The organism is Nonomuraea sp. NPDC005501, from assembly GCF_040605905.1.
Taxonomy (GTDB): domain Bacteria; phylum Actinomycetota; class Actinomycetes; order Streptosporangiales; family Streptosporangiaceae; genus Nonomuraea.
Genome location: NZ_JBEXDT010000048.1, coordinates 38,319 through 65,301 on the forward strand (window position 1 = coordinate 38,319; position 26,983 = coordinate 65,301).

A 26,983-nucleotide genomic window follows, 5' to 3' on the forward strand; every position below is an offset into this window, starting at 1 on the left:
CACCGTGGAGGTCGTCATGAGCACCGAAGGACTCGTCGAGGTCGTCCTGCCGGGCAAGGTGGAGCCGGAAGGGCTGCGGATCAGGCACGGAGCCGTCCCCACCGCCGGACCGGGCCAGGTCCTGATCCGGATGGAGGCGACCGGGGTCTCGTTCGCCGAGCAGCAGATGCGCCGCGGCCGCTACTACGACCAGCCGCCGTTCCCGTTCGTGCCCGGCTACGACCTGGTCGGCACGGTGCTGGCGACCGGTGCGGGCGTCGACCCGGGCCTGGCCGGCACCCGGGTGGCCGCGCTGGTCAAGGTCGGCGGCTGGGCCAGCCATGTGATCGTCGACGCGGCCGACGTGGTGGAGGTGCCCGAGGGGGTCGGCGCGGCCGAGGCGGAGACCGTGGTGGTCAACGGCATCACCGCCTGGCAGATGCTGCACCGCAAGGCACGGGTCCGCGCGGGTCAGACCGTTCTGGTCCACGGCGCCAACGGCGGCGTCGGCTCGGTCCTGGTCCAGCTGGCGCGGGCCGCGGGCGTGAAGGTGATCGGCACGGCGTCCGCGCGCCACCACGACGCCCTGCGGCAGCGCGGCGTGCTCCCCGTCGACTACCGCACCGAGGACGTCGCCACGCGCGTCCGCGAGCTCGCCCCCGGCGGGGTGGACGCCGTCTTCGACCACGTCGGCGGCCGCGGTGTCGTCGACTCCTGGCGCCTCCTCGCGCCCGGCGGCACGCTCGTCTCGTACGGCAGCGCCTCCACCCGGGACGACGAGGGGTCCAAGCAGTGGCCCGTGCTCAAGCTGCTCGGCCGGGTGTGGCTGTGGAACGCCCTGCCCAACCGCCGCCGCGCCTACTTCTTCAACGTCTGGGCCGGCCGGGCGCTGGCCCGGAACCGGTTCCGGGCCCGGCTGCGCGCCGACCTCACCCAGGTCTTCGCCGCCCTCCAGCGCGGCGACGTCACCGCCCAGATCGCCGCCCAGCTCCCGCTGGCCCGCGTCGCCGAAGCCGTGCGGCTGGCCGAGTCCGGCACCGTCGCCGGAAAGGTCGTCCTCAATCCGTAGAGCCGTCTCCCCGGTACAGGGCCATCAGCAGCGGCCGGGTCAGGGCGGCCATCTCGTCGGGTGGGCGCGGGCATCCACGCTGAAGCCAGTCCGTGGCGACGCCGATGAGCGCTCCCGCGGTGAACGCGGCGGGCACGTCGTGCGGGGTCTGAGCCGGGTAGTCCGCGGGGGCGTCGTCGCCGGTGGCGGTCCGGTGGGCGCCGACGTGCGCGGCGACGGTGGCGCGGCGGCGCACGTGATCGACGACGCGCGCGCTCCCCTCCGGCCCCAGCACCCTGCGGTAGAGGCGGGCGTGCTCGGCGAGGTGCGCGAAGAAGGTCAGCAGGGTGCCGGTCGTCGTGTCCGGGACGTCGCCGGCCCCGGGGTTGGGGATGGCCTCGATCAGCCCGTCGATCATGGCGGTGCAGGCCGCGTCGGCCAGCTCGTGCACGTCACGGAAGTGGTCGTAGAACGTGGAGCGGCTAACCCCGGCGCGTTCGGCGACGTCGGCCACGCTGATCCGGGACAGCTCGCGGTCCTGGACGAGGTCGATCAGCGCGTGCCGCAGGGCCGCCTGCGTGCGGCGCACCCGCGGGTCGCCCAGGTCACCGCCTCGGTCCCGGTCTCTGTCTCTGGTGAGGGCCACGCCTCAGTGTACTGACGCCTACATCTGTAGGTTAGCCTGCACTTGTAGGGAAGTTGGATTGGCATGTCTGATGGGGGACACCCGTGACCACTGACTCCGCTGAGACGCTCCAGATCACCCGCACCTGCCCTTACGCTCCGCCGGAGCAGCACCTTCGATTCCTGCGCGAGGAGTCGGTCGCCAAGGTCGAGTTGCCCGGTGGTTCGAGCGCCTGGATCGCCACTCGCTACCAGGACATCCGCACGGTCCTGAGCGACCCGCGCTTCAGCGCCGACCGCCGGCACCCCAACGCCCCCAGGCTGAACGGCGAGACGGAGGCCGGCCAGTCGCCGCTGCCCAAGATGATGCTGGAGATGGACCCGCCCGAGCACGGCCCGGCGCGGCGCGCGGTGGTCGGGGAGTTCACGGTCAGGCGCATGGCGGCGCTGCGGCCGCGCATCCAGCAGATCGTGGACGAGCACCTCGACGCCATGCTGGCCGGCCCGCGCCCGGCCGACCTGGTGCAGGCGCTGGCCCTGCCGGTGCCCTCGCTGGTGATCTGTGAGCTGCTCGGCGTGCCGTACGACGAGCACGAGTTCTTCCAGACGCACTCCGCGCAGCTGCTCGACCGCACCATCACGGCGCAGGAGCGGCAGCACGCGGCCCTCGAACTGGCCGTCTACCTGGACAAGCTGATCAGGGTCAAGGAGGAGAACCCCACCGACGACCTGCTCAGCCGCCAGGTGGTCAAGCAGCGCGAGAGCGGCCAGGTGGACCATGGAGCGCTGCTCAGCCTGGCGTTCCTGCTGCTGATCGCCGGGCACGAGACCACGGCGAACATGATCTCGCTGGGCACGTACATGCTGCTGCGGCATCCCGACGCGCTCGCCGCGCTGCGCGAGGACCCGGCCAAGACGCCGGGCGCGGTGGAGGAGCTCCTGCGGCACTTCACCATCGCGGAGTTCGCGATCATGCGGATCGCGGTCGAGGACGTGGAGCTCGGCGGCACGGTCATCCCGGCGGGGGAAGGCGTGCTCACGCTCGCCAACGCCGGCAACCGCGATCCGGAGGTGTTCGCCGACCCGGACACGTTCGACATCGAGCGCGACGCCCGCAGCCACCTGGCCTTCGGCTACGGCCCGCACCAGTGCCTGGGCCAGAACCTGGCCCGCGTGGAGCTGGAGATCGTCTTCAACACCCTGTTCCGGCGGGTTCCCGGCCTGCGGCTGGCCGTCCCCGCCGAGCAGCTCTCGTTCAAGGACGAGGCCACCGTCTACGGGATGCACGAGCTGCCCGTCACCTGGTGACGGCGGCGCCGTGACCTCAGGCGGCCGGTGGGAGAGGCTTGTCGTGCAGCCAGGCGGACAGCAGCGGACCCACCGGCCGCGTGGTGTGCCGCTGGACGTGCTCGGCGAAGTCCCGCGTGCTGACGTTGCCGTACCGGCGCGCCGCGGTCCAGGCGCGCAGGACGGCGAAGAAGTCCCCGTCGCCCAGCGTCCGCCGCAGCGCGTGCACGGTCAGCGCGCCCCGCTTGTACACCCGGTCGTCGAACAGCAGATCCACGCCGGGATCGGCCAGCACGAAATCCTGCGGCAGCCCGGCGAGCCGCTGATGCCAGCGCCGGGCGTGCTCGGCGGCGGGCGGGCCGCCGGACGCCTCGGACCAGAGCCACTCGGCGTACGTGGCGAAGCCCTCCTGCAGCCAGATGTCGCTCCAGCAGGACACCGTGAGACTGTTGCCGAACCACTGGTGCGCCAGCTCGTGCGCGACCAGCCGCTCGAACCCGCGCCGGCCGTCCACGTGGTTCCGGCCGAAGATCGACATGCCCTGCGCCTCGACCGGGATGTCCAGGTCGTCATCGGCCACGACGGCGACGTAGCCGCTGAACGGGTAGGGGCCGAACCGGTCGGCGAACACCGCCATCATCTCGCCCTGCCGGCCGAAGTCGTGCCGGACGCGGGCGCCCAGGCGCGCCGGGTGGGCCAGCCGGGTGCCCGCGACCTCGGCGAGCTCGTACCGCCCGATCTGCACGCTGGCCAGGTAGCCGGCCATGGGCTCCGGCTGGTCGTAGATCCAGGTCGTGGTCCCGGCCCCGCGGCGCCGGCCGGCGAGCACGCCGTTCGCGACGACCTGGTACGGCGACGCGGTCGTCACGGTCATCCGGTACGACGCCTTGTCGTCGGGCCGGTCGTTGCACGGGAACCAGGAGGGCGCGCCGATCGGCTGGCCGGCCACCAGCGCGCCGTCGGTCAGCTCCTCCCACCCCACGCCGCCCCAGGGACTCGGCACCGGCACGGGGTTGCCCGAGTAGCGGACCTCGACGACCGCGCCGCCTCCAGCGGGCAGCGGCCTGGGCAGGGTGACCCGCAGCTTGCCCCGGCCGTGCAGGTGGCGGGCCCGGACCCCGTCCACGGTGACGCCCGAGACCCGGAACCGGCCGAGGTCCAGGTCGAGCACGCCGAGAGGCTCGGCGGCCGACACGGTCAGCCGGGCCGTGCCGTCGAGCCGGTTGCCCGCCACCCGGTACTTCAGCGTCAGGTCGTAGTGCGACACCCCGTACCGATGGTCGCCGTGCGCGGGGAAGTACGACGTCATCGCCACGCCGAGATGGGATTGCCGAACCAGCGCGTGCGAGCGGGCACCGCCTCACCGCGCATGACCAGCGACGCGGGCCCGATCGTGGTGTCGGCCCCCACCCGCGCGGCGGGCAGCACCACACCGTGCGGGCCCAGCGTCGCGCCGGCCTCCAGGGTCACCGTGTCCATGCTCATGACCCGGTCGTGGAACAGGTGGGTCTGCAGGACGCAGCCCCGGTTGACGCAGGCGCCGTCCCCGAGCGTCACCAGATCCGCCTCCGGCAGCCAGTACGTGTCACAGGTGACCCCATGCCCGATGCGCGCCCCGAGCGAACGCAACCACGCGTTCAACGGCGCGGTCCCCAGCCACGGCCGCGCGAACCAGGGCGCCGCCAGCACCTCCACGAAGTTGTCCGCGAGCTCGTTGCGCCACACGAACGAGCTCCACAGCGGCCGGCTGCCCGCCCTGATCCGGCCGACCAGCGCCCACTTCGCGGCCGTCGCCACCGTCGCGGCGGCCACTCCGGCGACCGCCAGCACCACGCCGCCCAGCGCGAGCGCCGCGGCGAAGCCGTAGCCGGCCGCCAGCCACTCGAAGGCGGCCGCGACCAGGACCGCGAGCGCGACCGCGCACATCGCGGGCACCACCCGGAACGCCTCGACCAGCGCCCTGGCCGCCTTGTACCGGGCGGGCGGGTCGTAGGTGCGGCTCCGGTCGCCCTCCTCGGCGGTACGGCGCAGCTCCATGGGCGGCATGCCCACGTACGACGAGCCGGACCTGGCCTTCTTCGGCGTCGCCGACAGCACCCCGACCAGGCCGTCCTTGGGCACCTTGCGGCCGGGCGCGGTCATCCCCGAGTTGCCGAGGAAGGCGCGCTTGCCGATGCGGGCCGAGGCGATGCGCATCCAGCCGCCGTCCAGCTCGTACGGGGCGACCATCGTGTCGTCGGCCAGGAAGGCGCCGTCCCCGACGGACGTCATCGAGGGCAGCGCCAGGACCGTGGACAGCTCGGCGCCGCGGCCCACCTTCATGCCGAGCGCCCGCAGCCACGCGGGCGTCAGGACGCTGGCGTACAGGGGGAACAGCCAGACGCGCGCCGAGGCCATCAGCCGGCCCGTCGCCCACGCCTGCCACGCCTGGCGGCTGTGCACGGGATGGCGTCCCGCGCGCAGTCCCATGCCGAGCAGCCGCACGCTGACCAGTGTGACCAGCGCGAAGGCGGCCATGCCGGCGATCGTCGCCGGCGGCACGCCCGGCAGGGCGGCGGCCAGGGCCTGGCCCAGCGTGCGCGCGTCGCCGGCGAACCCGGCCAGCACCGCGAGCCCGGCTGCGGCCGCGACCACCGGCAGCAGGCTGAGCAGGACGGCGGTCAGCCCGTACAGCGCGGCCCAGAACCGGGAGCGGGCGGGCCGCTCCGCCGGCCGCGACCTGCGCGACTTGCCCTGCCTGAACGCGGGGGCGCCGGCCCAGAGCCGCCCCGCCGGCACGCTCCCGGCGACCGCCGATCCGGGGGCGATCTCGGCGTTCTTCCCGATTCTCGTGCCGGGCAGCAGCGTCGAGCGGGAGCCGACCCTCGCGCCGGCGCCGATCCTGATCTCGCCGATGTGCAGCCGGTCGCCGTCGTACCAGTGGCCGCAGAGATCGACCTCCTGCTCGACCGACGCGCCCCGGCCCAGCTTGAGCAGCCCGGTGACGGGCGGCGGCGAGTGCAGGTCGGCGTCGTCCCCCACCTGCGCGCCCAGCAGCCGGGCGTACCACGCCAGGTAGGGGGCGCCGGCCAGGTCGGGAACGCCGAGCCGCTCGGCGAACCGCTCCGCGAACCACAACCTCAGGTGTACGGCCCCGCCGCGCGGATGACTGCCCGGCCGCACGCCGCGCAGCAGGAGCCGGGCCACGGCCGCCGACAGTCCCATCCGCCCGGGAGGGGTGACGAACAGCAGAGCGCCCAGTGTCACCCACCACCACGACAGGGCCGGGGCCCACGCGGGCGCCAGGACGTTGCCGACCGCGGCGAGCAGCACGATCCAGCGGATCGCGCCCACGCCCAGCAGCGGGATCATGAGCGCCGACTGCGCCAGCGCGGCCCGTCGGGGCATCGGCGTCACGGGCCGCCGGCCCGGCTCCGCCTCGCCCCGGCCGTCCAGCAACCGCGCCAGCCCGCCGAGCGTCGGCCGCGCGTACACATCGCCCACGGCCACGTCGGGATGGTCGGCGCGCAGCGCCGACACCAGCCGGGCCGCCGCCAGGCTCGTGCCGCCGTCGGCGAAGAAGTCGGCGTCCCGTCCGCTCGGCGCCACGCCGAGGACGGCGGTCCACCGCTCGGCCAGCGACGCCTCGGCCGGGCTCAGCCCGCCCTCCGGCGTGACCGGCGGCGTGGCCAGCGGCCAGGGCAGCGCGTCACGATCGATCTTCCCCGAGGTCCGGACCGGGAGCGCGTCGATCGGCGCCAGGCGCGGCACCAGGGCCGCGGGCAGCGAGTCGGCGAGCAGCTCCCGCGCCCGGCGGAGGTCGAAGCCGGGCTCGGCGACGACGTAGCCGACGAGCACCTGGTGGCCGCCGCCGGCGGTGCGGACGGCCGCGGCCGCGCCCGCGACCCCGGGCAGCGCCCGCAGCGCGGCGTCCACCTCGCCCAGCTCGATCCGGCGCCCGCCCAGCTTCACCTGGTCGTCGGCGCGGCCGGCGAAGACGAGGCCCTCGGGGTCGGCCCGTACCAGGTCGCCGCTGCGGTAGGCGCGCTCCCAGCCCAGCGACGGCAGCGGCGCGTACTTCTCGGCGTCCTTGACCGGGTCCAGGTAGCGGGCCAGGCCCACGCCGCCGATCACCAGCTCACCGGTCTCCCCCATCGCGACCGGCTCGCCCGCGCCGTCGACCACCGCCAGGTCCCACCCGTCGAGGGGCAGGCCGATGCGTACCGGGCCGTCGCCGGTGAGCCGGGCCGCGGAGGCCACCACCGTCGCCTCGGTGGGCCCGTAGGTGTTCCACACCTCACGCCCCGGTACGGCGAGCCGCTCGGCCAGCTCGGGCGGGCAGGCCTCCCCGCCGAAGATGAGCAGCCGGATGCCGTCGAGGTGCTCGGCGGGCCACAGCGCGGCCAGCGTGGGCACGGTCGAGACGGCGGTGATCCGCTGCTCCGCCAGCCAGGGGCCGAGATCCATCCCGGTGCGTACGAGGGCTCGGGGCGCGGGCACCAGGCAGGCGCCGTGCCGCCACGCCAGCCACATCTCCTCGCAGGAGGCGTCGAAGGCCACCGACAACCCGGCGAGCACCCGGTCGCCGGGGCCCAGCGGCCGCTCCCCCAGGAAGAGCCCGGCCTCGGCGTCCACGAACGCGGCCGCCGACCGGTGCGTCACCGCGACGCCCTTCGGCCGGCCGGTCGAGCCGGAGGTGAAGATGATCCACGCGTCGTCGTCGAGGGCGGGCGGCGCGGGGGCCGACGCGGCGCTGCCGCTCACCGTCAGCTCGCCCGAGATGACCGCGCCGACCTCGGCCTCGGCGAAGACCAGCGCGGCCCGTTCCGCCGGGTCGTCGGCGTCGACGGGCACGTACGCGGCGCCGGCGGCGAGCACGGCGAGGATGGACAGGTACAGCTCGGCGGTTCCCGACGCGACGCGCACGCCGACCCGGTCGCCGTGGCCGACCCCTGCCGCGCCCAGCTCGGCGACGAGCCGGTCCACCTCGGCGCGCAGCGAGCGGTAGTCGAGGCGCACGGTTCCGTCGTCGATCGCGAGCGCGTGCGGGTGCCGGCGCGTGGTGTCGTCGAGGACGTCGACGAGGGTGCGGGGCGGCGTCGCGAGCACGCCCGCGGGGTAGATCGCGGTCGCCGTTCTGGCGCGTAACTCGGCCGGGTTGCTGGGCAAGCAGTGCTCCCTCGGATCGGCGACCGCTGCCATTGAAGGGTACGCGCCGTGCCCGCGTGATCGGCCCTCTACTCTTTCCCGGCATTTCATCGTACGATGAATTAAAGCCTGGAAAGGGAGAGCCATGATCACGCGAAACACCGGCGTCCTGGTGTGCGGCGGCGGGCCGGCGGGCATGATGCTGGGCCTGCTGCTGGCCAGGGCGGGGATCGAGGTCACCGTGCTGGAGAAGCACGGCGACTTCCTGCGCGACTTCCGAGGGGACACCGTCCATCCCTCCACCGTCCGCCTCATGGACGAGCTCGGCCTCGGCGAGGGCTTCCGCGCCCTGCCGCAGAGCCGCCTGGGCAACCTGTCGTTCCCCGCCTCCGACGGCAGCATGATCGCCTTCGCCGACTTCGGGATGCTGCCCGCGCCGTACGACTACGTCGCGATGGTGCCCCAGTGGGACCTGCTCGCCTTCCTCGCCGAGGCGGCCGGCGACGAGCCGGGCTTCTCCCTGCGCATGAACACCGAGGCGACCGCGCTGGTCAGAGACGGCGAGAAGGTCGCCGGAGTCAGGTACCGCACGGCGGACGGCGAGGAAGGGGAGATCCGCGCCGAGCTGACGGTGGGGTGCGACGGCAGGCACTCCACCCTCCGGCGGGCCGCGGGCCTGGTGCCGGAGGAGTTCCGGGTGCCGTTCGACGTCTGGTGGTTCCGCCTGCCCAAGTGGGAGAGCGACGCAGGCGTGCCCGCCGGCATCGTGCCGGTCGCGCGGGGCTCCGAGGCGCTGATCTCCCTGACTCGCGAGGACTTCTACCAGGTGGCGTACTTCACCGCCAAAGGCTCCGACGCGCGGCTGCGGGCCGAGGGGATCGAGCGGTTCCGTGAGCGGGTCGCCCGCCTGCGGCCGGACTTCGCCGGCCACGTGGACCACCTCAGGAGCATGGACGAGGTGTTCGTGCTCGACGTGAAGCTGAACCGCCTCGAACGCTGGCACTTCGACGGGCTGCTGCTCATCGGCGACGCCGCGCACGCCATGTCGCCCGCCGGCGGCGTGGGCATCAACCTCGCCGTCCAGGACGCGGTGGCCGCCGCCGCCATCCTCGCCGAGCCCCTGCGGCGGCACGCCGTCACGCCGGCCGACCTGGCCGCCGTGCAGCGGCGCAGGCACCGGCCCACCGTGATCGTCCAGGCGTTCCAGCGGATGCTCCAGCGGGTCGTCTTCGAGCCGCTTTTCGCGGGGAGGTTCTCCGGGCCCCCCAGGACGCTCCTGCTTCTCAGCCGCCTGGTTCCCCGGCTTCGCGCGATACCGGCGCGGTTCGTGGGCTTCGGCCCGCGGCCGGAGCACGCGCCGGCCTTCGCGCGCAGGCGTCCTTAGCGGTCCGGCCCGTCATCCGCGCACGCGTCGTTGGCAGTCCGGCCCGTCAGCCGCACAGGCGTCCTTGGCGGTCCGGCCCGTCAGCCGCGCAGGTCGGACAGGTCCTCCTCACTGAGACTGAGCTCGTTCGCCGCGAGGTTCTCCTCCAGGTGATCGAGAGCACCGGTGCCCGGGATCGCCAGCACCGACGGTGACGTCGCCAGCAGCAGGGCGATCTGCACCTGCGCGGTGGTGGCGCCCAGGCGTGCCGCGACCTTGCCGAGCCGTTCGACGTCGAGAGGGTCGCGGCCACCGCCGAGCAGGAAGAACGGCACATACGCGATACCCGCCTCCTCGCATTCCGCGAGCAGCCCCATGTCGTCGCTGTAGGCGTTCTGCACCGCCGCGACGGGCGCGATCGCCCGGGCCTCGGCGAGCTGGGCGGCGTCGACGTTGCTGACGCCCAGGTGCCGGATCAGCCCTTCCGCCCGCAGCTCGGCCAGCACCGCGAAGCGTTCGGCGATCGACTCGCCCCCCGGCCCGGTGATCCCGCCCACCCGCAGGTAGACCAGGTCGAGCCGGTCCAGCCCGAGGGAGCGCAGATCCGCCTCGACCAGACCGCGCAGCTGATCAGGGGTCGCCTGCCCGCTCGGCACACCGTCCGGCGCGAGCAGCGGCCCGACCTTCGTCGCGATCACCAGGTCGTCACGGTAGGGGGTCAACGCCGTACGGATCAGCTCGTTGGCCCACACCCCTTCCCGGCCGTAGAAGCCGGCCGTGTCGATGTGGTTCACGCCCAGCTCCACGGCGCGCCGGAGCACCGCGACGCCGTTCTCGGGGGCTCGCGTCGGACCGTCGAAGGTGCCCATCGCCAGGCGCATCGCGCCGAAGCCGAGCCGGTTGACCGTCAGGTCTCCGCCGAGGGAGAAAGTCTTCGTCGTCATGAGGCTCATGGTGTCCGCCGCCACCTCGCCCGGCGAGCTGGTGGCAGCTTGCTGCCAGACTGGCAGGGTGCGCAATGAACAGGTGTTCTCCGTCCAAGGGGACGCGGAGTTGCTCGCGCGTGCCGGCCATCTCTTCGAGTCCGCGTACACCGAGTTCCTGTGCGCCGCCCGGGACCTCAGGACCTGGTCGCAACCGGAGGCCAGGGCGGCGATCCGGCACCGGATGCGGGCCCCGGACTCCCCCGGCTTCACCTCCCGCAAGCTGCTCAGCCCGGTGGCGCTCGCCGAGGAGGAGGCCCGCGCGCACCTGAGACAGGTGCAGAGCCAGGGGGCTGTCGTCCGGATCAGCGGCTCGCCGCTGCCGCACGAGACGATCATCATCGACCGGCGGGTGATGATCCTCGCCGGCAAGGACACCCCCGCCGGCCGCGAGTACACCGTGACGACGTCGCAGATCCTGGTCGACGGTGTCTACTCCCTGTTCTCGGCGATCTGGGACAACTCCCATGACCTCGACACCTATCTGCGCGGCGACCTCCCCCATCTCGACGCCGACGGCCGCACCATCCTCGAAGCCCTCGGCTCGGGACTCACCGACGAGGCGGCGGCCAGACGGCTCGGCGTCTCGCTGCGCACCTACCGGCGGCGCGTCGCCGAGCTGATGGCCAAGCTGGAGGCCGACTCCCGCTTCCAGGCCGGGCTGCGCGCGGGCGAGCTGGGTCTGCCCCGCCGAGCGTAGGGTTCGACCAGGGCTCTCAGCGTGTCGTGTCCAGGACGAGCGCGGGGTCGAGGGCCAGGGTGCCGACCGCCAGGCCGAGGAACACGATCGCCAGGTAGAACTGCGGGGAGAAGTCGCCGACGCGCAGGTGGGTGTACAGCGCGCAGACGAAGTACAGGACGAGCCCCGCAGCGGCCGCCGTGCCGATGAGCGGCACGCCGAGCAGTCCCAGCGCCAGCCCGAGCGCGCCCAGGGCCTTGAGCGCGCCGATCGGCCAGAACAGCCACGACTCCGGCACGCCGGCCCGGTCGAGTGCCGGGCCGAGGGTACGCATGATCGGCGCCAACCGGGTCATGGCCGCGAATCCGGAGAACGTGTTGACGGCGACGGTCACCAGAGCCGTGACGACGTAGGCGGTCGACACGGGGAGACTCATCCGTTCCGGAAGGCGGAGAGGTGGTGGGCCACCCAGTCGGCGTAGCTCCGGGCCGGACGGCCGAGGGCCCTGTCCACGTCCCCGGTCACGGGATTCTGGTCCCGGCCCAGGTAGTGGGCATACCTGGCCATCAGGGCGCCGGCCCATGGCTCGGGAAACCCGTTGCCGGCCAGGCGCCGGGCGGCGACCTGCGCCGGGATCTCCTCGAAGCGCAGCGGCCTGCCGAGCGCGGAGGCGATCACACCGACCATCTCCTCGTGCGACAGCGACTGCGGCCCGGTGAGCTCCAGCCTGCGGCCCACGAGCTCGTCGGTGAGCAGCGCGCGAACCGCGACCTCGGCCAGGTCCCGCTCGTCGATCAGGGGCTCCCGGAACGTGGCGTACACGTAGCGGACGACGTCGCCCGCGCGGATCTGGGCGCCCCACGCCTGCGCGGTGTTGCCGGCGAAGCTGCCGGCCCGGAGGCTGGTCCAGGCCAGGCCGCTGGCGACGGCCGCCTCCTCGGCCTCCTTGTTGCGGTCGCCCCGCCAGCGGGAGGGCTGTAGGTCGAACGGGTCGTCGATGTTCATGGCGGAGAGGGCCACCACCTTCCTCACGCCCCGCTCGGCGGCCAGGGCGAGCAGCCGGTCGGCGGTGTCGCCGAAGGTGCGCGGGTGCAGGAAGACGGCCTCGACGCCGTCGAAGTGGGCGGCCATCGTGTCCGGCCGGGCCGGGTCGCCCTGGACGATCTGCACCCCGGCCGGGAGGCCGGCGTGCTCGGGTGAGCGGCTGACGGCGCGCACGGGGACGCCTTCGGCGGAGAGCTGCTCGGTGATGAGACGTCCGATGGTGCCGGTCGCGCCGGTTATGAGGATCATGGGGTTCTCTCTCGTGGGCAGGAGTTCGATGGCGCATATGAGAGAGAAACCAGGGCTTGTGGTGTGACGTCGGGGAGGAGGATGTGACTCAGGTCACGATGGTACGGGCTTGTCGAGGAGGAGGGGTTTGAGCTGGCGGAAGAACTCGGTCGCGTCGGCCAGCGAGTCCCGGCCGGGGGCGTGCTCGATGATGTTGACGGTGAGAAGACGCTTGTAGTCGGGCGTCCATCCGTAGACGAAAGCGATGGTCTTGTCCTTGGCGTTCTTCCGCCGCGCTGCGAAGCCTGGCCCCAATGCCTCGGGCAGATCACTCCCCCGAGTGGACAGCTTGGTGTTCTCCAAGTCTTCCGCGTCATCCGGCGACGGGTCGAAGACTTCGATCAGGAGGCCCAGACTGCTGTCGGACACGCCTTTCTCACGCACTGTGCATGACGCGAAACGCCGGCCCATATCCATTTTCGTGCCAGAGGCCTTGTAGTCATGGAGACCTGTGGCGATCTTGATGGCGTCCGCTGAGATCAGATCGCATTCTTGTGGGGCTGCGGTCACGTCGCCCAGCGGCCGCTGGTCCGGCGGCGGAGGTGAGGGGGCCGAACAAGCCGCCGCCAAGGCAAGAACAGCCAGGATGGATCCCACCGCCGCTGTCATCCTCATGAGCCACGCCCGTAGTAGTTCTTGGCAGCGTCGAAGCCGTCCTCAATGGCGTCACCCGGCCGGCCGAGGACGCGACCGACGTCACTCAGGCCCAGCCACTCCTTGTAGCTGTCGAGTTGGTCGGCATTCATCTCGTCCCGAGCCAGAACCTTCCCGTCATCCATGAAGTGGCCGTCAGCGCCGGGAGAGAAGTCCTTGTAGTGGTATGGGTGCGTCTTGGCGGGCACAGCCGGATCACCGAAGAGGCCGTGTCGCATCATCGTGGCCACCGTGAGATCGGTGAACATGCCCTGGGACACTTCCAGCGCGGTGTCCGCTCCTTCACGAGCCTTGTCCTCGCTGCTGGACTTCACTTTTCCGAAGATGGCCTCTTTGGCTTTGTCAACCATGAGCCCCATGAACTTCCCCTGAGGGCCCGGCGCCAGTCCGGCAACCTTCTCGGCCATTTCCTTGAAAGCAGCGAAGCGCGCATCTTCGGCCTTCGCCGCTTCGATGGCGGAGAGGTTGGCGGCATCGGTGATCACAAACGTCGTTCTGCTGAGGTTGCCCGCTGCCCAGGAGAATGCGGCACCTCCGCTGCGGCTCATACGCTCTTCGAGTATGTCCTGGCGCTTGGCGTCGAGCTGCTGCCGCGTGGCGTCCGGATGCGACTTCCGCCACTCCGCGAAGTCAGCGTCAACCTCGCCCGCGATTCTGCCGGCCAGTTCGTCCAGCATCCTGGCGGCATACAGCCCGTGAGCAGCCGCCACGGTCTGGAACGCCTCATCATCGTCGAATGCCCACTTCATGGCGCTCTTGGTGTCCTGCGCATTGAACTTGGCTCCCATAGGGCTCCGCGCTTTGCAGGTTCTTGTCCGCATCCGCTTTCGTCACCACGGCAGGCATTTTCGTGCTGAAGGACTGCAGATCACGGTGCACGTCCCCCGTGTACTGGGCCAAGACCGTACCGAGGTGGGCGCGGGTGTGGGGCAGGTTTGCCTGGACCTTGGGGTCGCTCCAGAAGCGGACCGCCCACGAGGCGATCAGCGCGGACTTGTACCCCCGCGAACCCCCCGGCGGCAGATCATGGTCGCGGAACTCCGTACTCGCCGCCTGGATCGCCCACCCCAGATCCCCGTCCGCGTCGCCGTCCCAAGCGTGCTTGCGCATCAGGTAGGCCAGCGGCCGGCGCTGCGGGTCGGTGAAGAAGTCCTGCGCGACGGCGGGATGGTGGGCCAGCGCCACCAGGGCCGTGCCCATGGGGCTGAGGTCGCCTGGTGAGATGTCCTTGGGGCCGGGCATCGTCCACGGGTCACGCGGCAGGCTCGGGTCGGGTGGATGCGCCACGTCCTTGTCGTACAGCTTGCGGGCCAGCGTGAGCAGGAACGTGTGGTCGAAGTCCCCGTCCTGGAGCAGCCGTTTCAGCGCGAACGCGTTCTGCGGGTCGTCGATGTCCTCGACCAGCCGATCGGCGTAGTCGGCGGGCAGCTTCATCGAGCCCACGCCGTGCGAGGCCGCGCCCAGGATCCTGCTGAGCATGGTGGCGAGCCTGTCCTGGGTCCGGACGTCGCGCTGGGAAGGGCGCTCCGAGCGCGGCAGGCCGGTCCCGTACGCCCTGGCGACCAGGGCCTTGAGCTCGCGCGCGGGTATCTCCTTGGCGAGGGCCAGGGCGAAGTACGGGTCGTTCTTGTGCCGTTCGAGCTCGGCCACCGTCTTGGCGTCGAGCGTGTGGCCTTCGAGCTGTTCGCGTAGCTCGGCGGCCACGGCCTTGGCCGAGGCCGCGCCCTCGGCGGGTGACTTCGACAGCCAGTCCGACTCGTTGGCCCACAGGGTGCCGCCTTTGCCGGATTCGCGGTCGGGGGTGGCGAGGATCAGGTCGAGGCGGCCCTGGAGTGCGGGAATCTGCTCGCTCATCTGCCGGCCGATGGAGCCGAGCGGGGTCGGGCCCCACAGCGGGATGTCCAACGAGGTCAGCGCCCGCTCCACCTGGAGGCCGACGTCCGGGATCGTGCCGCTCACCCGTTTCATGCCGTTGATCAGTTGCGTCATCAGCGCGGGGTTGATGCCGACCATGGGGCTCACCGGGGGGCCGCCCCCTCGGACGGCCGGACGGAGTCCAGCACGGACAGGGCCCGGGTGAACAGGTCCTTGAAGCCCCGGTCCCACGCGCGCAGATCGGCGGCCAGCCTGTCCCCGGCCTCGCCTTTCAGCGCGCCGTCATCGACCAGCCGGACGAGCGCGATCACGTCGCTCGCATGCTCGTCGCGTAATCGCTCGATATGACGCCGGGCGGCGTCTATCTCTTCCTGCGTCGCCATCATCGCCCGATCTCGTGGAAGTGGGAGATACCGGGGTCGATGAGATGGTAACCACAGAGAAGGCGTGGTTGAAGTGGAATGTCGCCGACTCAGCGATTTGACTATGGATAAGCGGGTTTTCGGCGGCCGAATTCGTCATGACTTCGTGTGCTGATGATGGCCGGGGTTGTCGGCGGTGTATCGGTCGACGAGGTCGGCGAGCCGGGCCACCTGGCCGACCTCGGGCGACCAGCAGTAGAGGATGACCTCGTCCGCCCCGAGCTCCTCGAAGCCTCGCAGCGCCGTACGGATCTGGTCCTCGGTGGTGAGCATGCCCTCCACCATCCAGTGGGAGGCGCCGACGATGGCGTAGCACTCGCTGATCGCCGCCTTGGCCGTGGCGACCGTCTCGTCCGAGCCGAAGGCGACGTTGAGCTGGCCGACGTTGCGCGGGCGGTCGGCCCGGCCCGCCTGCGACCACTCCTTGTCGACGGCGCGGAAGAGGTCGCCGGCCCACGGCGGAGGCGCGGCGCACAGCAGTCCGTGGCCGAACCGGGCCACCCGGGCCAGCGCCGCCGGCGCGAACGCCCCGAACAGGATCTCCGGGCCCCCCGGGCTCACCGGCGCGGGCCCGACCGGCCCGAGTCCGCACGGGGTACGCTCCCCCGCCCACAGCTGCCGCAGCGCGATCAGCTGGTCGTCGAGCCGGCGTCCACGCCCCTTGAGCGGCATCCCGGCCGCGGCGAAGTCGTCGGTCCGGCTGCCGACGCCCATGCCCAGCGTGAACCGGCCGTGGGCCAGCCGGTCGAGCGTGGCCACCTGCTTGGCCAGCAGGGCGGTGTCGCGCAGCGGGCCGATCAGCACCTCGGTCTGGATCCGGACCCGTCGTGTGGTGGCGGCGACGGCGGCCAGCATCACCAGCGGCTCCGGGTTGCGCCAGATGAAGCGGTCGAGCAGTCCGAGCGTGCTGAACGGCCCCGCCTCCACCTGCCGCGCCCAGTCCAGCAACAGGTCCGGCTCGTCACCCGGCAACCCGATTCCGATCTTCATGGGTGTCCCCTTCGTCAGTGCGCCGTCTTGGCTGTGGCGATAGAATCGCTCTGGTCATTCAGTCCCTGATCGAGAGCTGACGGATATGACGGACGACCCCCAGGCGATCAGACTGGATGAGTTCCTGCCGTATCCCCCCGATCGCGTGTGGCGGGCGTTCGCGGAGCCCCGGCTGGTGATGAAGTGGCTCGGGCCGGAGGATTTCCGGCCGATCGTCGGCCACCGGTTCACGATCGTGGCGCAGGCCGTTCCGACGACGAAGTTCGGCGGCGTCATCCACTGCCAGGTGCTGGCCGTCGAGCCGGAGCGGATGCTGCGGATCAGCTGGGACGACCACGGTCCCAGCGGGGCGCGGTGCACGGCGACCTGGCGGCTGGTGGCCGAGGGCCACGGCACCCGCCTGTTCTTCGACCACGAGGGCTTCGACCCGGACAACGAGCTGCAGCAGCGGGCGCGCCGGATCATGGGCGGCGGCTGGCGCTCGTGGCTGTTCAGCCGGCTGGCAGCGGTCCTCGCGGACAAGGTCGCCGGGCAGGACGTCGCCCGTGAGGGGCGGCCCTACCCGCCCTGATGATCGCCTTCCTCCTCCACCACGGTGTCGCGGAGGAGCCTCAGCCGATCTCTCCAGTAGGCCTCGTACGGGTGCAGCCAGTCGGAGATCTCCTGCATGGGCGCCTGACACAGTGAGTAGTGGCGTTCCCGGCCGACCCTGCGCTCCGTCACCAGGCCGGAGTCCCGCAGCACCTTGAGGTGCTCCGACACGCTGGGGCGGGCCATGTCGAAGTGCGCGGCGAGGCTGTTGACCGACTGCGGGCCCTGCAGCAGGAGCTGGAGGATGCGGCGCCGGACCGGGTTGGCCAGCGCCGGGAACACGTCGTCGAGCAGGGTGGGGACACCGTCCGGCGTCGTCGTCTTCCCGCTCCGCGGCATGGTTCGCAGCCCCTGATCGCACTGTCGTCGGCGGCCCGATATCCGTCGACTCCAGTACATTATCAGTAGGGGCTATCCTACCTGTCAACGCGGCCCGCCGATCCGCCCGGCGCCGGCGGGCTGCTGGATCACCCCCCGGCCGCCCTGTCGCCGGCCGGCTCACCACGTCACCGGCAGCGCCTCAGGCCCTCGTACCAGCCGGTCGGCCTTCCAGGTGATCTGCTGCGGATCGACGGCGAGCCGCAGACCGGGGAACCTGCGCAGCAGGGCCTCGATAGCCAGCTCGATCTCCACCTTGGCCAGTGCCGCGCCCATGCACCGGTGCGGCCCGAAACCGAAGGTCAGGTGCTGCTCCCTGGCCGCCTCGGCGTCGATCTCGTCGGGGTCGGAGAAGACCCGCGGGTCGCGGTTGGCCGCCGACAACTGGGTGTAGACGGCCTCCCCCTTGGCGATGAGGGTGTCGCCGATGGTGACGTCCTCGGTGGCGACCCGGGCGAACCCTCCCGGGCTCTCCAGCGGGATGAAGCGCAGCAACTCCTCGACCACCCTCGGCAGCGGCGCGCCGCGGCCCTCGGCCAGCTCCGCGTAGAGGCCGTCGCGGAGCATGACGAACATCATGTCGGCGAGCTCGTTGACGGTGGTCTCGTGGCCGACCACGAGCAGGGTGACGCCGAACGTCACCAGCTCCTGCTCGCTCATCACCGCCTCGGTGTCGCGGGCCCGGACCATCACGCTGAACAGGTCGTCGGCCGGCGCGACCCGGCGCTGCCTGACCAGCCACTGCAGGTACGCGGTGAGGCTCTGGAACGCGGCGAAGATCTCCTCGGGGGTGAACGCCGTGACCGACATGACGATGTCCGACCACACCCGGAACTTCTCCCGGTCCGCGAACGGAACGCCCAGGATCTCGCAGATCACCGAGATGGGAAGGGGCAGCGCGAGGTCCCTCATCAGATCGGCCGGCGGCCCCTTCGCGGCCATCTGGCCGAGCAGGCCGTCGATCCGGTCGGCGATCCACGGCCGGAGTCTCTCCACCCGGCGGGGCGTGAACGCCCGGGCGGCGACCTGGCGGACCCGCGTGTGGTCGGGCGGATCCATGCTCATGATCATGTCGGGGCTCTGGACGATCTGCGGCTGCAGCCGGGGCAGGTCCATCGTCAGCGTGACGGCACGGCTGAACCGGGGGTCCGAGAGCACGAACTTGGTGTCCTCGTACCCGGTGACCAGCCACGCGTCCCCGCCGAACGGCATGCGGACCCGGGCCACCCGCTCGGACTCCTGCAGTTTGCGGTACTTGCCGTCCAGCTCCAGCGCGGTGGTGGGCCCGAACGGGAACGGGTGAACGGGGCGCTCGTCCATCACCGGCTCCCGGCGGGGCGCAGCTCCAGGATCTCCAGGCCGAAGGAGGTCGGGTACGACTCGGCGACGGTCAGCCCCGCTCGTGCCGCGAGCTCGTCGTACTGCGGGCGGCTGCGTTCCTTGCCGCCGCAGAACAGCAGCATCATGATGTCCAGCCGGGCGAGGCTCCGCTGGTCACCGCCGCCGCCGACGACCGTCTCGATGACCAGCAGCCGGCCGGTGGACCCGAGCGCCTCGGCGCCGCGCCGCAGCACCGCCACGGCCTGGTCGTCGGACCAGTTGTGCAGGACGTTCATCAGGACGTAGGTGTCCGCGCCGGTGGGCCAGGCGGCGAAGAAGTCCCCTTCGACGAAGCCGGCGCGGTCGGCGACCGGCGATCCGGCCAGGTGCGCCCGTGCGGTCGCGACCCCGGCCGGAGTGTCGAACACGATGCCGCGGGCGTCCGGGGATGCCCGCAGGACGGCCTCCAGCAACAGCCCGTGGCCGCCGCCCACGTCCACGACGTCGCCGCGGGCCGACCAGTCGACGGCCGTGATGACGCTGTCCAGCGAGATGCGGGTCTTGTGGGCCATCGCCTTCTCGAACGAGGCCGCCAGATGGGGGTGCTCCGCGAGGTCCGCCCAGACGTCCTGGCCGAAGATCCGCTCGTACACCGGCCCGCCGGTCCGCACCGCGTCGATCATGTGCACGGGTGTCTGGTCGAGCCGGGTCATCGCGCCGCCCATGTCCCACCAGTCGCGCATGCTGACCGGGTTGTCCTCGGACATCAGCGCCGACAGCCTCGTCGGCCGGTACACCTCGGAGGGCTCGTCGTGGTCGAAGACGCCCAGGTGCGCCAGGTACCGCAGCAGCCGGCGCACCGCCTCCGGATCGACGCTCTCCCCGGCGACCTCCAGCCCCTTCAGGATCGAGTCGGCGGACGCGCCGTCGGGCGTGACCAGATCGGCCAGCCGGAGCGTCGCCGCCGCGCGGATGGCCCAGGGCGCCACGGTGTCGGTCAGGTTGAGCATGGTGATGAACGCGTTGTCGGCCTGGACATCGCGGGGGGCACGTGCGTCGGACACCTTGTACTCCGTTCGAGAGCGGGACACCGGGTGGTCAGCTGAGGAACTCGCGTGCCGGGTTGGCGCGGGGACAGGTCCGCATGTAGTCCAGGAACATCGCCAGGGTCCTGTCACGGGAGGTGAGCAGGCCCGGCTGGAAATGGATGGTGTCGAAGATGTCGGAGTCGTCGGAGTAGAACTGCATCTGCGCCTCGAACACCTGCTGCAGCGCCTTCTCCGCCGACTCCTCGGTCTCCGACTCGCCCTTGCGGACGCCGTAGACGAAGAAGGAGTCGGTCCGGCCCGGGGCCGGCAGGCTCGGCGAGGTCATCCAGAAGTACCAGCGGCCGTTGAGCAGGCCCGTCTGCAGGAACAGGTTGGGGCCGTGGATGTCGATCTGGACGTCGTACGAGGTGCCGTCCGGCAGGGAGCCGACGAGGTCGTACCCATGGCTGTGCGCGCTGTGCCGGACCGTGTCGGCGGGCGGCGTCTTCAGGTCGAACCCGTGCGGCAGCGACAGGTGCTGCAGGTCCAGGGTGTGCGCCGACACCATCCAGGGCTCCATGGCCAGGTGCCCGAACCGTCCCCGTCGCGCCCGGACCTCGTCCTCCGGGCAGGGCAGCTCGGGGATCTGGAAGATCGGCTCGGTGCCGTTGAACGCCCACACGACGCCGAACCTCTCCGCGGTGGGAAAGCGGAACAACCGCGCGCCGTCCGGCACCGGGTCGCCGCTGCCGGTCCGGCGGCACACCCCCTGCTCGTCGTAGACCCAGCCGTGGAAACGGCATCGCAGCATGCCGTCGGACACGGTTCCCACGCTGAGGTCGGCGCCGAGATGCAGGCAGTAGGCCGACACCACCGACGGCCGGCCCGAGCTGTCGCGGAACGCGACGACGCGCCCGCCCAGGAACTCCGCGCCGACGACCTTGCCGGCCGTCAGGTCGGCGGCCATGCAGATCGGATACCAGCTCTGTGTGTAGAGTCCGTCGTCCCCCTCGTGTGGCAGGTGCTCGCCCATCGGGCGGGGAACCGGATCGTCCTGGCCGGTCGCCGGGGCCGGGGGTGTGGTCACGGGTCACCTCCGCTTGTTCGGTTCGCGCGGTGGCCCAAACGCTAGATCAGGCCAGGTCCCGGAACTTCTTCGATCCTGCGCAAGCTCGCTCGCGGCCGACCGGCAGGCTTTTCGGCGTCGGATCGAAGCCGCTCTCCTGGGCGGCCAGCAGCGGGGAGGCGAAGACGATGGGCGGATCGCTGGGCCGGCGCGGGCGCAGATCGATGACGATGTCGCTCTCGGCGACGTGGCCGTCCTCGACGTGGACGTGCCCGTACGAGCCGACCAGGTACTGGTTCGGCAGGTCGCCGGTCATCATGGCCTCGATGTCGGCGTCCGGCGAGAAGCTCATCGCCAGCGCCATGTAGGCGCCGTCGGGGCCGACCGCCATGTCCACCTCGGCGGACTCCCGGGCCATGGCGCAGGCGGCCGGCCAGCCCTGCGGGATGCCGGACTCGAACAGCCCGACCAGCGCGATGCGGCCCGGCTCCAGGCCGTTGAACCGTACCCGGAGCTTGCGGGCCCGCCCGGCACGGAGCGGGGGCGGCGCCACCGCGTCCAGCACCGCGTCCCAGGACTGGTCGGACATCTCGGTGATCAGCCGCCGGAACTTCCGCGGCGAGACCCCGACGTGCCGGGCGAACTGGTGGGAGAAGGTGCCGAGGCTCGTGTACCCGACCTGCATGCAGATCGTGGTGATGTCCAGGTCGGTGGCCGCGAGCAGCCGCTTGGCCTCGGCGATCCGCAGCGCCGCCAGGAACCGCGCCGGGGTGGTGGCGGTGATGAGCCGGAACACGCGAAGGAAGTGGAACGGGCTGAAGCACGCGGTCTGCGCCAGGTCGTCGAGCGAGTGCGCGCGGGACAGGTCGCGGCGGATCTTGCCGAGGACCTCCTCCACCGCCCGGAGCCGGTGATCGTCGTGGACGTCGATCCTGCCCGTTGCGCCGTTCTCGCGCATCCGCACTCCTACCTCCAGGTCCCTGCAGCATCCATCGATACGTCCCCCAGGTCCACCCGCCGCCCGCGACGGTCGTTCAGGGCCGGTTGGAGGGCTCCGGGTTCGGCCACATCGACGCCCAGCCGCCCTGCGCGCCGTGCGTCTCCCGCAGCAGATCCGGGATCTTCGCCACGTCGAAGACCCCCCAGTGCTCCACGATCTGGGCGCCGTCGAAGCGGAAGGTGTTCGATCCGCCGATCGCGAACGTCCTGCCGGTGGCGGGGACGCCCATGAACTCGCCGGTGTGCGCGAAGTGCAGCTCGATGGCCTGCGACAGGTACTCCCCCTCGCACACCGAGACGAGCACCTCCACCTTGGTGGTGGTGAGCGCGTCGGCGGCCTGGCCGAACCGGTGCGCGACGCCGTCGCGGCCGGGCGGGTCCCACGGGGGCGCGAAGTGGTCCACGAACTCCGGGGCCAGCACCTCCTGTATCGCCGTGAAGTCCTTCGAGAACAGCACGGCTCCGCGGAAACGCCGTACGATCTCTTCCCGTTCGGCCTTGATCTTGGCCAGTTCGTCGTTCACACGCCCTCCCAGGTCGCTGTCAGGCCGTCGCCTCCAGCAACTCGCTGTCGATCAGCCCGAGCTGCTCAAGAAGATGCACGGTGTCGGCCACGCCCCAGTGCTCGACCACCTTGCCGTCGACGATGCGCAGCTGGCCCATCAGCGCGCAGCGGACGGCCCGGCCCGTCGGCTCCATGTTCAGGTAGGGGCCGGAGTGGGTCGCCGAGACCGTGAGCCGGGTGCTGACGAGGTCACGCTCGGCGACCATGTCCTCGACGTCGATCCGGATGTCCGGGAACGCGGCGATGAACCGCTGCATCTCGCTGCCCACCAGGCCGGCCGGCATGGTCCCGTCGCGGCCGTGGTGCACCATGTCCGGTGCCCAGTACCGCATCATCGCGGAGACGTCCCGTACGTTCCACGCGTCGACGAGCTTCTGTACGACGGCCTTGTTGGCGGCCAGCTGGTCCGTTTCCACGGTCACGGTTCCTCCCCGTCGGCCCCTCCACGGATGACACCCTCATAGGCAAACACATCGGCATATGTCGGGGTTTCTTCGAGATTGTCGTTCTGCCGGGTGCGATTGACCGGGCCGTCAGGCCGCGGAGACACTGAACGCGGTCCAGCGCCTGCCGGGAAGGACGGCATTCACCATGACCATCTCGGATGACGTACGACCTCGGCCCCGCGCCGAGAGCATCCCGTCCGAGGGTGCGGACGGCCTGTTCACGCAGACCTGGTTCCCGGTGTGCCTGAGCACCGCCCTGCCGGCGGACGGCGGCATCGTCGGCGTGAACCTGCTCGGCGGCCGGGTGGTCGCCGTGCGCTCCCGCTCCGGCGAGGTCGCCGTGTTCAGCGCCTACTGCGTCCACCTGGGCGCCGACCTGTCGGTGGGCCGCCTCGAACGTGACGCGATCCGCTGCGCCTTCCACGGCTGGCGCTACGGCATGGACGGCCGCTGCCTGTCGGCCAACGGCACGCCGGTCGATCCCCGGGCGCGCCTGTTCCGCTTCCCCACCGTCGAGTCGCACGGCATCGTCTGGGCGTTCAACGGCTCGGCCCCGCTGTTCGCGCTCCCCCAGCCGGAGCCGCCGATGCCCGGGACGCCCGTCGCGACGCGGGCGCTGGCGTTCGACCAGGAGCTGGCCGTCGATCCCTGGGTGGTCGCGGCCCAGACGATGGACCTGCAGCACTTCGCGCTCCCCCATGAGGGGAAGTTCGTCGAGGACCCCAACGACTCGGTCACCTGGGACCAGTTCTCGGTGGGATACCGCTACCACGCGCTGATGCCCGGCGGAGAGGAGTACCGGGTCTGGGCGTCGATCCACGGCAGCAACATCTTCTGGCAGCAGGGAACGCTCGACGGCCGCTGGTTCTACTGGATCACCGGCATGGCGGCGCCCCGGGAGCGGACCACCGCCTCATTCTTCGGCTGGGGCACCCATGTGCTGCCCGGCGAGCCGCCGGAGGCGGCCGAGGAGTTCCTCACCAGGGTGCAGGCGTTCATGTTCAACCTGCTGGTGGAGGACGCGCCCGTGCTGATGACGATCCACTACACCCCCGGGTTGCTGACGCACGGCGACGCCGCCCTCGCGGACTTCTTCTCCTACCTGCGCCGCTACCCGCGGGCCAACCCGGCCCGGGACTATCTGCGCTGACCCGCGCCCCGCCGGCCCCGCCACCAGGCGGGCCGGCGGAGACAGCAGGTCGCGTCAGTTCTGCTCGTACGCCTGCCGCAGCAGCGCCTTGATGCCGTCGTCCACCTGCTCGACGGCGGTCAGGCCGATCTTGTGGGTGGACTGGCCCGGGGCCTTGGCCGGCTTGAGCCGCTCGTCGGCCGGCGGGTCGACGAACCGCAGCCCGAGGTCGATCCGGCTGCCGGTGGCGGGTTGCACCGCGGCGAACTGGCGCTTGCGGTTCACCGCGACGAAGGTGGCACGCACCTCGACGGCCACGTCGTCGCCCAGCTCGGTGGCCGCCGCGACGAGCGCCTCGTAGATGGGCTTCAGGCTCTGCTGAGGTCCGGCGTACTGGGCGGCGAGATGGTCGTCGGCGGTGGGCTCGGCCCACCCGGCGTCCTTGGCCGCGGCGATGGCGACCGCCTCCTGCTGCGGCTTGGTCAGGCCGTGCTCGGACTTGAGCCACTGCCGCACCGCGCGCTGGTCGAGCGGGTCGGTCCCGGACTTGCGGACCTCGGCCACCCACTCATCGAGCGACTTGCCGGTCTTGTCGGGAAGGGACGCCGAGACGCGGACGAGCATCTCCGCTCCGGAGAGCGCCATTCCAGGTTCCTTTCGTCGGATTGCGGAAGGGGGGAGCTGCTCAGCCCCAGGACGCGCCCGCCCCCTGAGGGGGCGCCTTGACCCGGCTCGCGATCACGGCGGCCACGACCATCAGCACGGCGCCCACGATCAGCGCGGTGTTGAGGCCACTGGTGAAGCTCTGGCCGACCGCGGTCCTGATCTGCGCACCGACATCCGGCGCCACCCCGGTGACCTGCGGCAGGACGCCCTGAGCCGCCACGGCCGCCTGGTCCGTCGCCTTGTCGACGGCGTCCGGCGGAACGCCCGCGGCCCTGAGACGCCCGGGAAGATCCGCGGCGACGCGCACGCTGATGATCGCCCCGAGGATGGCCGTGCCCAGCACGGCGCCCAGCATCAGGCCGGTCTGCTGCATGCCCGACGCCGTCCCCGCGAGGTTGGCCGGGCTGTGTCCCAGGATCACCCCGACGGCCACCGGGACGATCGCGCCGATCCCGATGCCCATCAGCCCCAGCGACGGACCGAGCAGGGCGTACGACGAGTCCGCCTGCAGCAGCGTGATCCCCACCGAGCCCAGGGCGACCAGGACCGCGCCGAGCATCATCGGCACGCGAGGGCCCCGGTCGTTGCCCAGTTTGCCGCCGACCGCGGCGCCGACCCCGAACAGGACGGTCTGCGGCAGTAACAGCACCCCGGCGAGCAGCGGCGTGGCCCCCTGCACCTGCTCCAGGTAGAGGCCGAAGTAGAAATAGCTGCCGAAGGCCACGAACGCGGCCATCGTGAGGACCACGACCGCGGCCGAGAGGGACGCGGAGCGGAACAGGCGCAGCGGCAGGACCGCGTTCGCCGACGCCTGCTGCCGCCAGAGGAACAGCGCCCCCAGCACGACGAAGCCCAGGAAACACAGCCCGGTGTACAGGTCGAGACCGTCCACGGGGATGCGGACGACCCCCCACACCAGCGCCAGCAACGCGGCCGACAGCAGGATCACGCCGGGGATGTCGATCGGCGCGGCCAGTCGCTCCTCGCGCCCCTTGTCCATCAGCACCAGCCCGGCGATCACGACGATCGCGCAGATCGGGACGTTGAGGAAGAAGATCCCCCGCCACCCGAACTGGCCGACCACCAGGCCGCCGATGAACGGCCCCGCCGCCATGGCCAACGCGCCGAACCCGGCCCAGACGCCGATGGCCGTCTTCATCCGGTCGAACGGGAACAGGTTGCGGATGATCGCCAGCGAGTTGGGCGCGAGCACGGCCCCGAACAGGCCCTGCACGACGCGGGCGGCGATCAGCACCTCGACGGAGCCGGCCAGTCCCGCGGCCACCGAGCTCGCGGCGAACCCCACCATCCCCACGAGGAAGGTGGTGCGGTGGCCGAACCTGTCGCCCATCTTCCCGGCCGTGATCAGGAAGACGACCACCGCGAACATGTAGCCGTTGCTGACCCACTGGAGCTGGCTGAGCTCCGTCCCCAGCTCGACGGCGATCTTCGGGTTCCCGAGCGCCATCACGGTGGAGTCGAGCGCCTCCATCATGGCCCCGAGAGAGACGAGCACCAGGGTGATCCACATCCGGGACGAGACGGTGCTCGCGGGCGCGGCATCGTCGGCACCGGATGGTGACCATGTTTCGTCACGAGGGGGTTGGGTCATGGCTTCTCCCACGGAGGGACGACTGGGTGGATCACCGCGGGCACGCCGCGCGGTGGTGACGAACGATCAGGCGCCGCCGCCGTCGACGAGGATGAAGCGGTTGCCGTCGGGGTCGGTGACGGCCGCCTGCTTGCCCCACGGAGTCTGGTTGGGGTCGTCGACGGTGACGCCGGCGTCGCGCAGGGCGGCCACGGCCTCGTCGGTGTCCTTGGTCTCGAGCATGGCGTTCTGCAGCTTGGGGAGGTCGGGCATCCAGTTGCACAGGACCAGCGTCGTCTGCCCGCCCCTGGGCGCCACCTCGATCCAGCGCAGGTTGTCGCCCATCGGCATCGGCGTCTCGCTGCGGACCTCGAAGCCGAGCTTGTCGACGTAGAACGCCTTGGCGGCGTCCTGGTCGGTGACGGGAATGGTCAACTTCTGCAGATGCGTGATTTCCATGCGGCAATCCTAGGTAGGGAAGATCCTACCCGTCAAGGGTCGGCTACATCCTACGCGTTTCATGTCGCGAGCCGCCGGAGAGCCGTTACGACCGGTTGGCAGCAATGTCGGAGAAGGGTTCGCGACCCGCCTCGGGCATGCTCGGGACATGCACCCGACGAGGCGAGGCCGCGTACTCGTGGCAGGCGGCGGCGTCACCGGGCTGGCGCTGGGCATCGCGCTGCGCCACCGCGGGTTCGGCGCCGTCGTCCTGGAGCGCTCGGCCGGGCCCGACCCGGCCGGTGGCGCGGCCGCAGTCGCAACCGAGGCGCAAGTGGATCACCAGAAGGCACTGTGATGCTCCGTGGTGACAGCGAAATCGCGTCCCAGGAGACATACATAT

28 protein-coding genes are annotated in these 26,983 nt (G+C 71.5%); 7 read left to right on the forward strand and 21 right to left on the reverse strand.

Annotated features, from left to right (window positions below; translation table 11 throughout):
• Positions 1-16 precede the first annotated feature (16 nt).
• Positions 17-1,048: a medium chain dehydrogenase/reductase family protein gene (locus ABZS51_RS23100; protein ID WP_355444483.1), complete on the forward strand. Its 1,032-nt coding sequence runs from the start codon at positions 17-19 to the stop codon at positions 1,046-1,048.
• Here the strand turns inward: ABZS51_RS23100 and ABZS51_RS23105 are convergent.
• Positions 1,038-1,673: a TetR/AcrR family transcriptional regulator gene (locus ABZS51_RS23105; RefSeq protein WP_355444486.1), complete on the reverse strand. Its 636-nt coding sequence runs from the start codon at positions 1,671-1,673 to the stop codon at positions 1,038-1,040. The genes ABZS51_RS23100 and ABZS51_RS23105 overlap by 11 nt on opposite strands.
• Positions 1,674-1,756: 83 nt before the next feature.
• On the opposite strand from ABZS51_RS23105, the gene ABZS51_RS23110 reads away from it, so the two are divergent.
• Positions 1,757-2,959, forward strand: a complete 1,203-nt coding sequence (locus ABZS51_RS23110; protein WP_355444489.1) for a cytochrome P450 — start codon at positions 1,757-1,759, stop codon at positions 2,957-2,959.
• Between the two features lie 16 nt (positions 2,960-2,975).
• Here the strand turns inward: ABZS51_RS23110 and ABZS51_RS23115 are convergent, their stop codons facing one another.
• Positions 2,976-4,247: a M1 family metallopeptidase gene (locus tag ABZS51_RS23115; protein WP_355444556.1), complete on the reverse strand. Its 1,272-nt coding sequence runs from the start codon at positions 4,245-4,247 to the stop codon at positions 2,976-2,978.
• On the reverse strand, positions 4,244-8,086 hold the full coding sequence (locus ABZS51_RS23120; RefSeq protein WP_355444492.1) for a Pls/PosA family non-ribosomal peptide synthetase: 3,843 nt from the start codon (positions 8,084-8,086) through the stop codon (positions 4,244-4,246). Before ABZS51_RS23120 ends, ABZS51_RS23115 begins: the two co-directional genes overlap by 4 nt.
• A 124-nt stretch (positions 8,087-8,210) precedes the next feature.
• Here ABZS51_RS23120 and ABZS51_RS23125 point away from each other — a divergent pair, with 124 nt between their 5' ends.
• Positions 8,211-9,449: an FAD-dependent oxidoreductase gene (locus ABZS51_RS23125; RefSeq protein WP_355444495.1), complete on the forward strand. Its 1,239-nt coding sequence runs from the start codon at positions 8,211-8,213 to the stop codon at positions 9,447-9,449.
• 80 nt (positions 9,450-9,529) lie between these two features.
• Here ABZS51_RS23125 and ABZS51_RS23130 read toward each other — a convergent pair whose 3' ends face one another.
• Positions 9,530-10,372, reverse strand: a complete 843-nt coding sequence (locus ABZS51_RS23130; RefSeq protein WP_355444498.1) for an oxidoreductase — start codon at positions 10,370-10,372, stop codon at positions 9,530-9,532.
• On the opposite strand from ABZS51_RS23130, the gene ABZS51_RS23135 reads away from it, so the two are divergent.
• Positions 10,371-11,111, forward strand: a complete 741-nt coding sequence (locus tag ABZS51_RS23135; protein WP_355444501.1) for a DNA-binding response regulator — start codon at positions 10,371-10,373, stop codon at positions 11,109-11,111. The genes ABZS51_RS23130 and ABZS51_RS23135 overlap by 2 nt on opposite strands.
• A gap of 16 nt (positions 11,112-11,127) precedes the next feature.
• Here the strand turns inward: ABZS51_RS23135 and ABZS51_RS23140 are convergent, their stop codons facing one another.
• The 7 genes from ABZS51_RS23140 to ABZS51_RS23170 all read right to left on the reverse strand — a co-directional run bounded on the left by ABZS51_RS23140 (position 11,128) and on the right by ABZS51_RS23170 (position 16,363).
• Positions 11,128-11,514 carry a DoxX family protein gene (locus ABZS51_RS23140; protein ID WP_355444504.1) on the reverse strand — a complete coding sequence of 129 codons (387 nt, stop codon included), beginning with the start codon at positions 11,512-11,514 and terminating at the stop codon, positions 11,128-11,130.
• An 8-nt stretch (positions 11,515-11,522) separates the two neighbouring features.
• Positions 11,523-12,383, reverse strand: a complete 861-nt coding sequence (locus ABZS51_RS23145; RefSeq protein WP_355444507.1) for an NAD(P)H-binding protein — start codon at positions 12,381-12,383, stop codon at positions 11,523-11,525.
• Positions 12,384-12,476: 93 nt separating this feature from the next.
• Complete coding sequence (locus ABZS51_RS23150; RefSeq protein WP_355444510.1) at positions 12,477-13,019, reverse strand: hypothetical protein; 543 nt, start codon at positions 13,017-13,019, stop codon at positions 12,477-12,479.
• 14 nt (positions 13,020-13,033) lie between these two features.
• A complete protein-coding gene (locus ABZS51_RS23155; RefSeq protein WP_355444513.1) occupies positions 13,034-13,864 on the reverse strand; it encodes a hypothetical protein in 831 nt (276 codons plus the stop codon).
• Positions 13,803-15,098: a hypothetical protein gene (locus ABZS51_RS23160; protein WP_355444516.1), complete on the reverse strand. Its 1,296-nt coding sequence runs from the start codon at positions 15,096-15,098 to the stop codon at positions 13,803-13,805. The genes ABZS51_RS23155 and ABZS51_RS23160 overlap by 62 nt, the downstream gene beginning before the upstream one ends.
• Positions 15,095-15,337 carry a hypothetical protein gene (locus tag ABZS51_RS23165; protein WP_355444519.1) on the reverse strand — a complete coding sequence of 81 codons (243 nt, stop codon included), beginning with the start codon at positions 15,335-15,337 and terminating at the stop codon, positions 15,095-15,097. The genes ABZS51_RS23160 and ABZS51_RS23165 overlap by 4 nt, the downstream gene beginning before the upstream one ends.
• Positions 15,338-15,469: 132 nt before the next feature.
• Entirely contained in the window at positions 15,470-16,363 is an 894-nt protein-coding gene (locus tag ABZS51_RS23170) for an LLM class flavin-dependent oxidoreductase (protein WP_355444522.1), read from the reverse strand.
• An 85-nt stretch (positions 16,364-16,448) separates the two neighbouring features.
• Between ABZS51_RS23170 and ABZS51_RS23175 the strand changes: the two genes are divergently transcribed.
• A complete protein-coding gene (locus tag ABZS51_RS23175; RefSeq protein ID WP_310713603.1) occupies positions 16,449-16,934 on the forward strand; it encodes an SRPBCC domain-containing protein in 486 nt (161 codons plus the stop codon).
• Here the strand turns inward: ABZS51_RS23175 and ABZS51_RS23180 are convergent.
• The 7 genes from ABZS51_RS23180 to ABZS51_RS23210 form a co-directional block, all read right to left on the reverse strand.
• Positions 16,922-17,293, reverse strand: a complete 372-nt coding sequence (locus ABZS51_RS23180; RefSeq protein ID WP_310713601.1) for a metalloregulator ArsR/SmtB family transcription factor — start codon at positions 17,291-17,293, stop codon at positions 16,922-16,924. The two genes, ABZS51_RS23175 and ABZS51_RS23180, sit on opposite strands and share 13 nt — an antisense overlap.
• A gap of 159 nt (positions 17,294-17,452) precedes the next feature.
• Positions 17,453-18,652 carry a cytochrome P450 gene (locus tag ABZS51_RS23185; protein WP_355444526.1) on the reverse strand — a complete coding sequence of 400 codons (1,200 nt, stop codon included), beginning with the start codon at positions 18,650-18,652 and terminating at the stop codon, positions 17,453-17,455.
• Positions 18,652-19,716, reverse strand: a complete 1,065-nt coding sequence (locus ABZS51_RS23190) for a methyltransferase (RefSeq protein WP_355444529.1) — start codon at positions 19,714-19,716, stop codon at positions 18,652-18,654. The genes ABZS51_RS23185 and ABZS51_RS23190 overlap by 1 nt, the downstream gene beginning before the upstream one ends.
• A 34-nt stretch (positions 19,717-19,750) precedes the next feature.
• On the reverse strand, positions 19,751-20,767 hold the full coding sequence (locus ABZS51_RS23195) for a Rieske 2Fe-2S domain-containing protein (RefSeq protein WP_310713594.1): 1,017 nt from the start codon (positions 20,765-20,767) through the stop codon (positions 19,751-19,753).
• Between the two features lie 46 nt (positions 20,768-20,813).
• Entirely contained in the window at positions 20,814-21,704 is an 891-nt protein-coding gene (locus tag ABZS51_RS23200) for a helix-turn-helix domain-containing protein (RefSeq protein ID WP_355444533.1), read from the reverse strand.
• Positions 21,705-21,780: 76 nt separating this feature from the next.
• On the reverse strand, positions 21,781-22,269 hold the full coding sequence (locus ABZS51_RS23205; RefSeq protein ID WP_310713590.1) for an ester cyclase: 489 nt from the start codon (positions 22,267-22,269) through the stop codon (positions 21,781-21,783).
• A 19-nt stretch (positions 22,270-22,288) separates the two neighbouring features.
• Positions 22,289-22,732 carry an ester cyclase gene (locus ABZS51_RS23210; protein WP_310713587.1) on the reverse strand — a complete coding sequence of 148 codons (444 nt, stop codon included), beginning with the start codon at positions 22,730-22,732 and terminating at the stop codon, positions 22,289-22,291.
• Between the two features lie 169 nt (positions 22,733-22,901).
• Between ABZS51_RS23210 and ABZS51_RS23215 the strand changes: the two genes are divergently transcribed.
• On the forward strand, positions 22,902-23,906 hold the full coding sequence (locus tag ABZS51_RS23215; RefSeq protein WP_355444537.1) for a Rieske 2Fe-2S domain-containing protein: 1,005 nt from the start codon (positions 22,902-22,904) through the stop codon (positions 23,904-23,906).
• A gap of 54 nt (positions 23,907-23,960) precedes the next feature.
• Here the strand turns inward: ABZS51_RS23215 and ABZS51_RS23220 are convergent, their stop codons facing one another.
• The 3 genes from ABZS51_RS23220 to ABZS51_RS23230 form a co-directional block, all read right to left on the reverse strand.
• Positions 23,961-24,530, reverse strand: coding sequence for a DUF5655 domain-containing protein (locus ABZS51_RS23220; RefSeq protein WP_355444540.1), 570 nt, complete (start codon positions 24,528-24,530; stop codon positions 23,961-23,963).
• 40 nt (positions 24,531-24,570) lie between these two features.
• Entirely contained in the window at positions 24,571-26,082 is a 1,512-nt protein-coding gene (locus ABZS51_RS23225; protein ID WP_355444543.1) for an MFS transporter, read from the reverse strand.
• Between the two features lie 147 nt (positions 26,083-26,229).
• Positions 26,230-26,601, reverse strand: a complete 372-nt coding sequence (locus ABZS51_RS23230) for a VOC family protein (protein WP_310713579.1) — start codon at positions 26,599-26,601, stop codon at positions 26,230-26,232.
• Positions 26,602-26,749: 148 nt separating this feature from the next.
• Here ABZS51_RS23230 and ABZS51_RS23235 point away from each other — a divergent pair, with 148 nt between their 5' ends.
• Positions 26,750-26,938, forward strand: coding sequence for a hypothetical protein (locus ABZS51_RS23235; RefSeq protein ID WP_355444547.1), 189 nt, complete (start codon positions 26,750-26,752; stop codon positions 26,936-26,938).
• Positions 26,939-26,983: the final 45 nt, after the last annotated feature.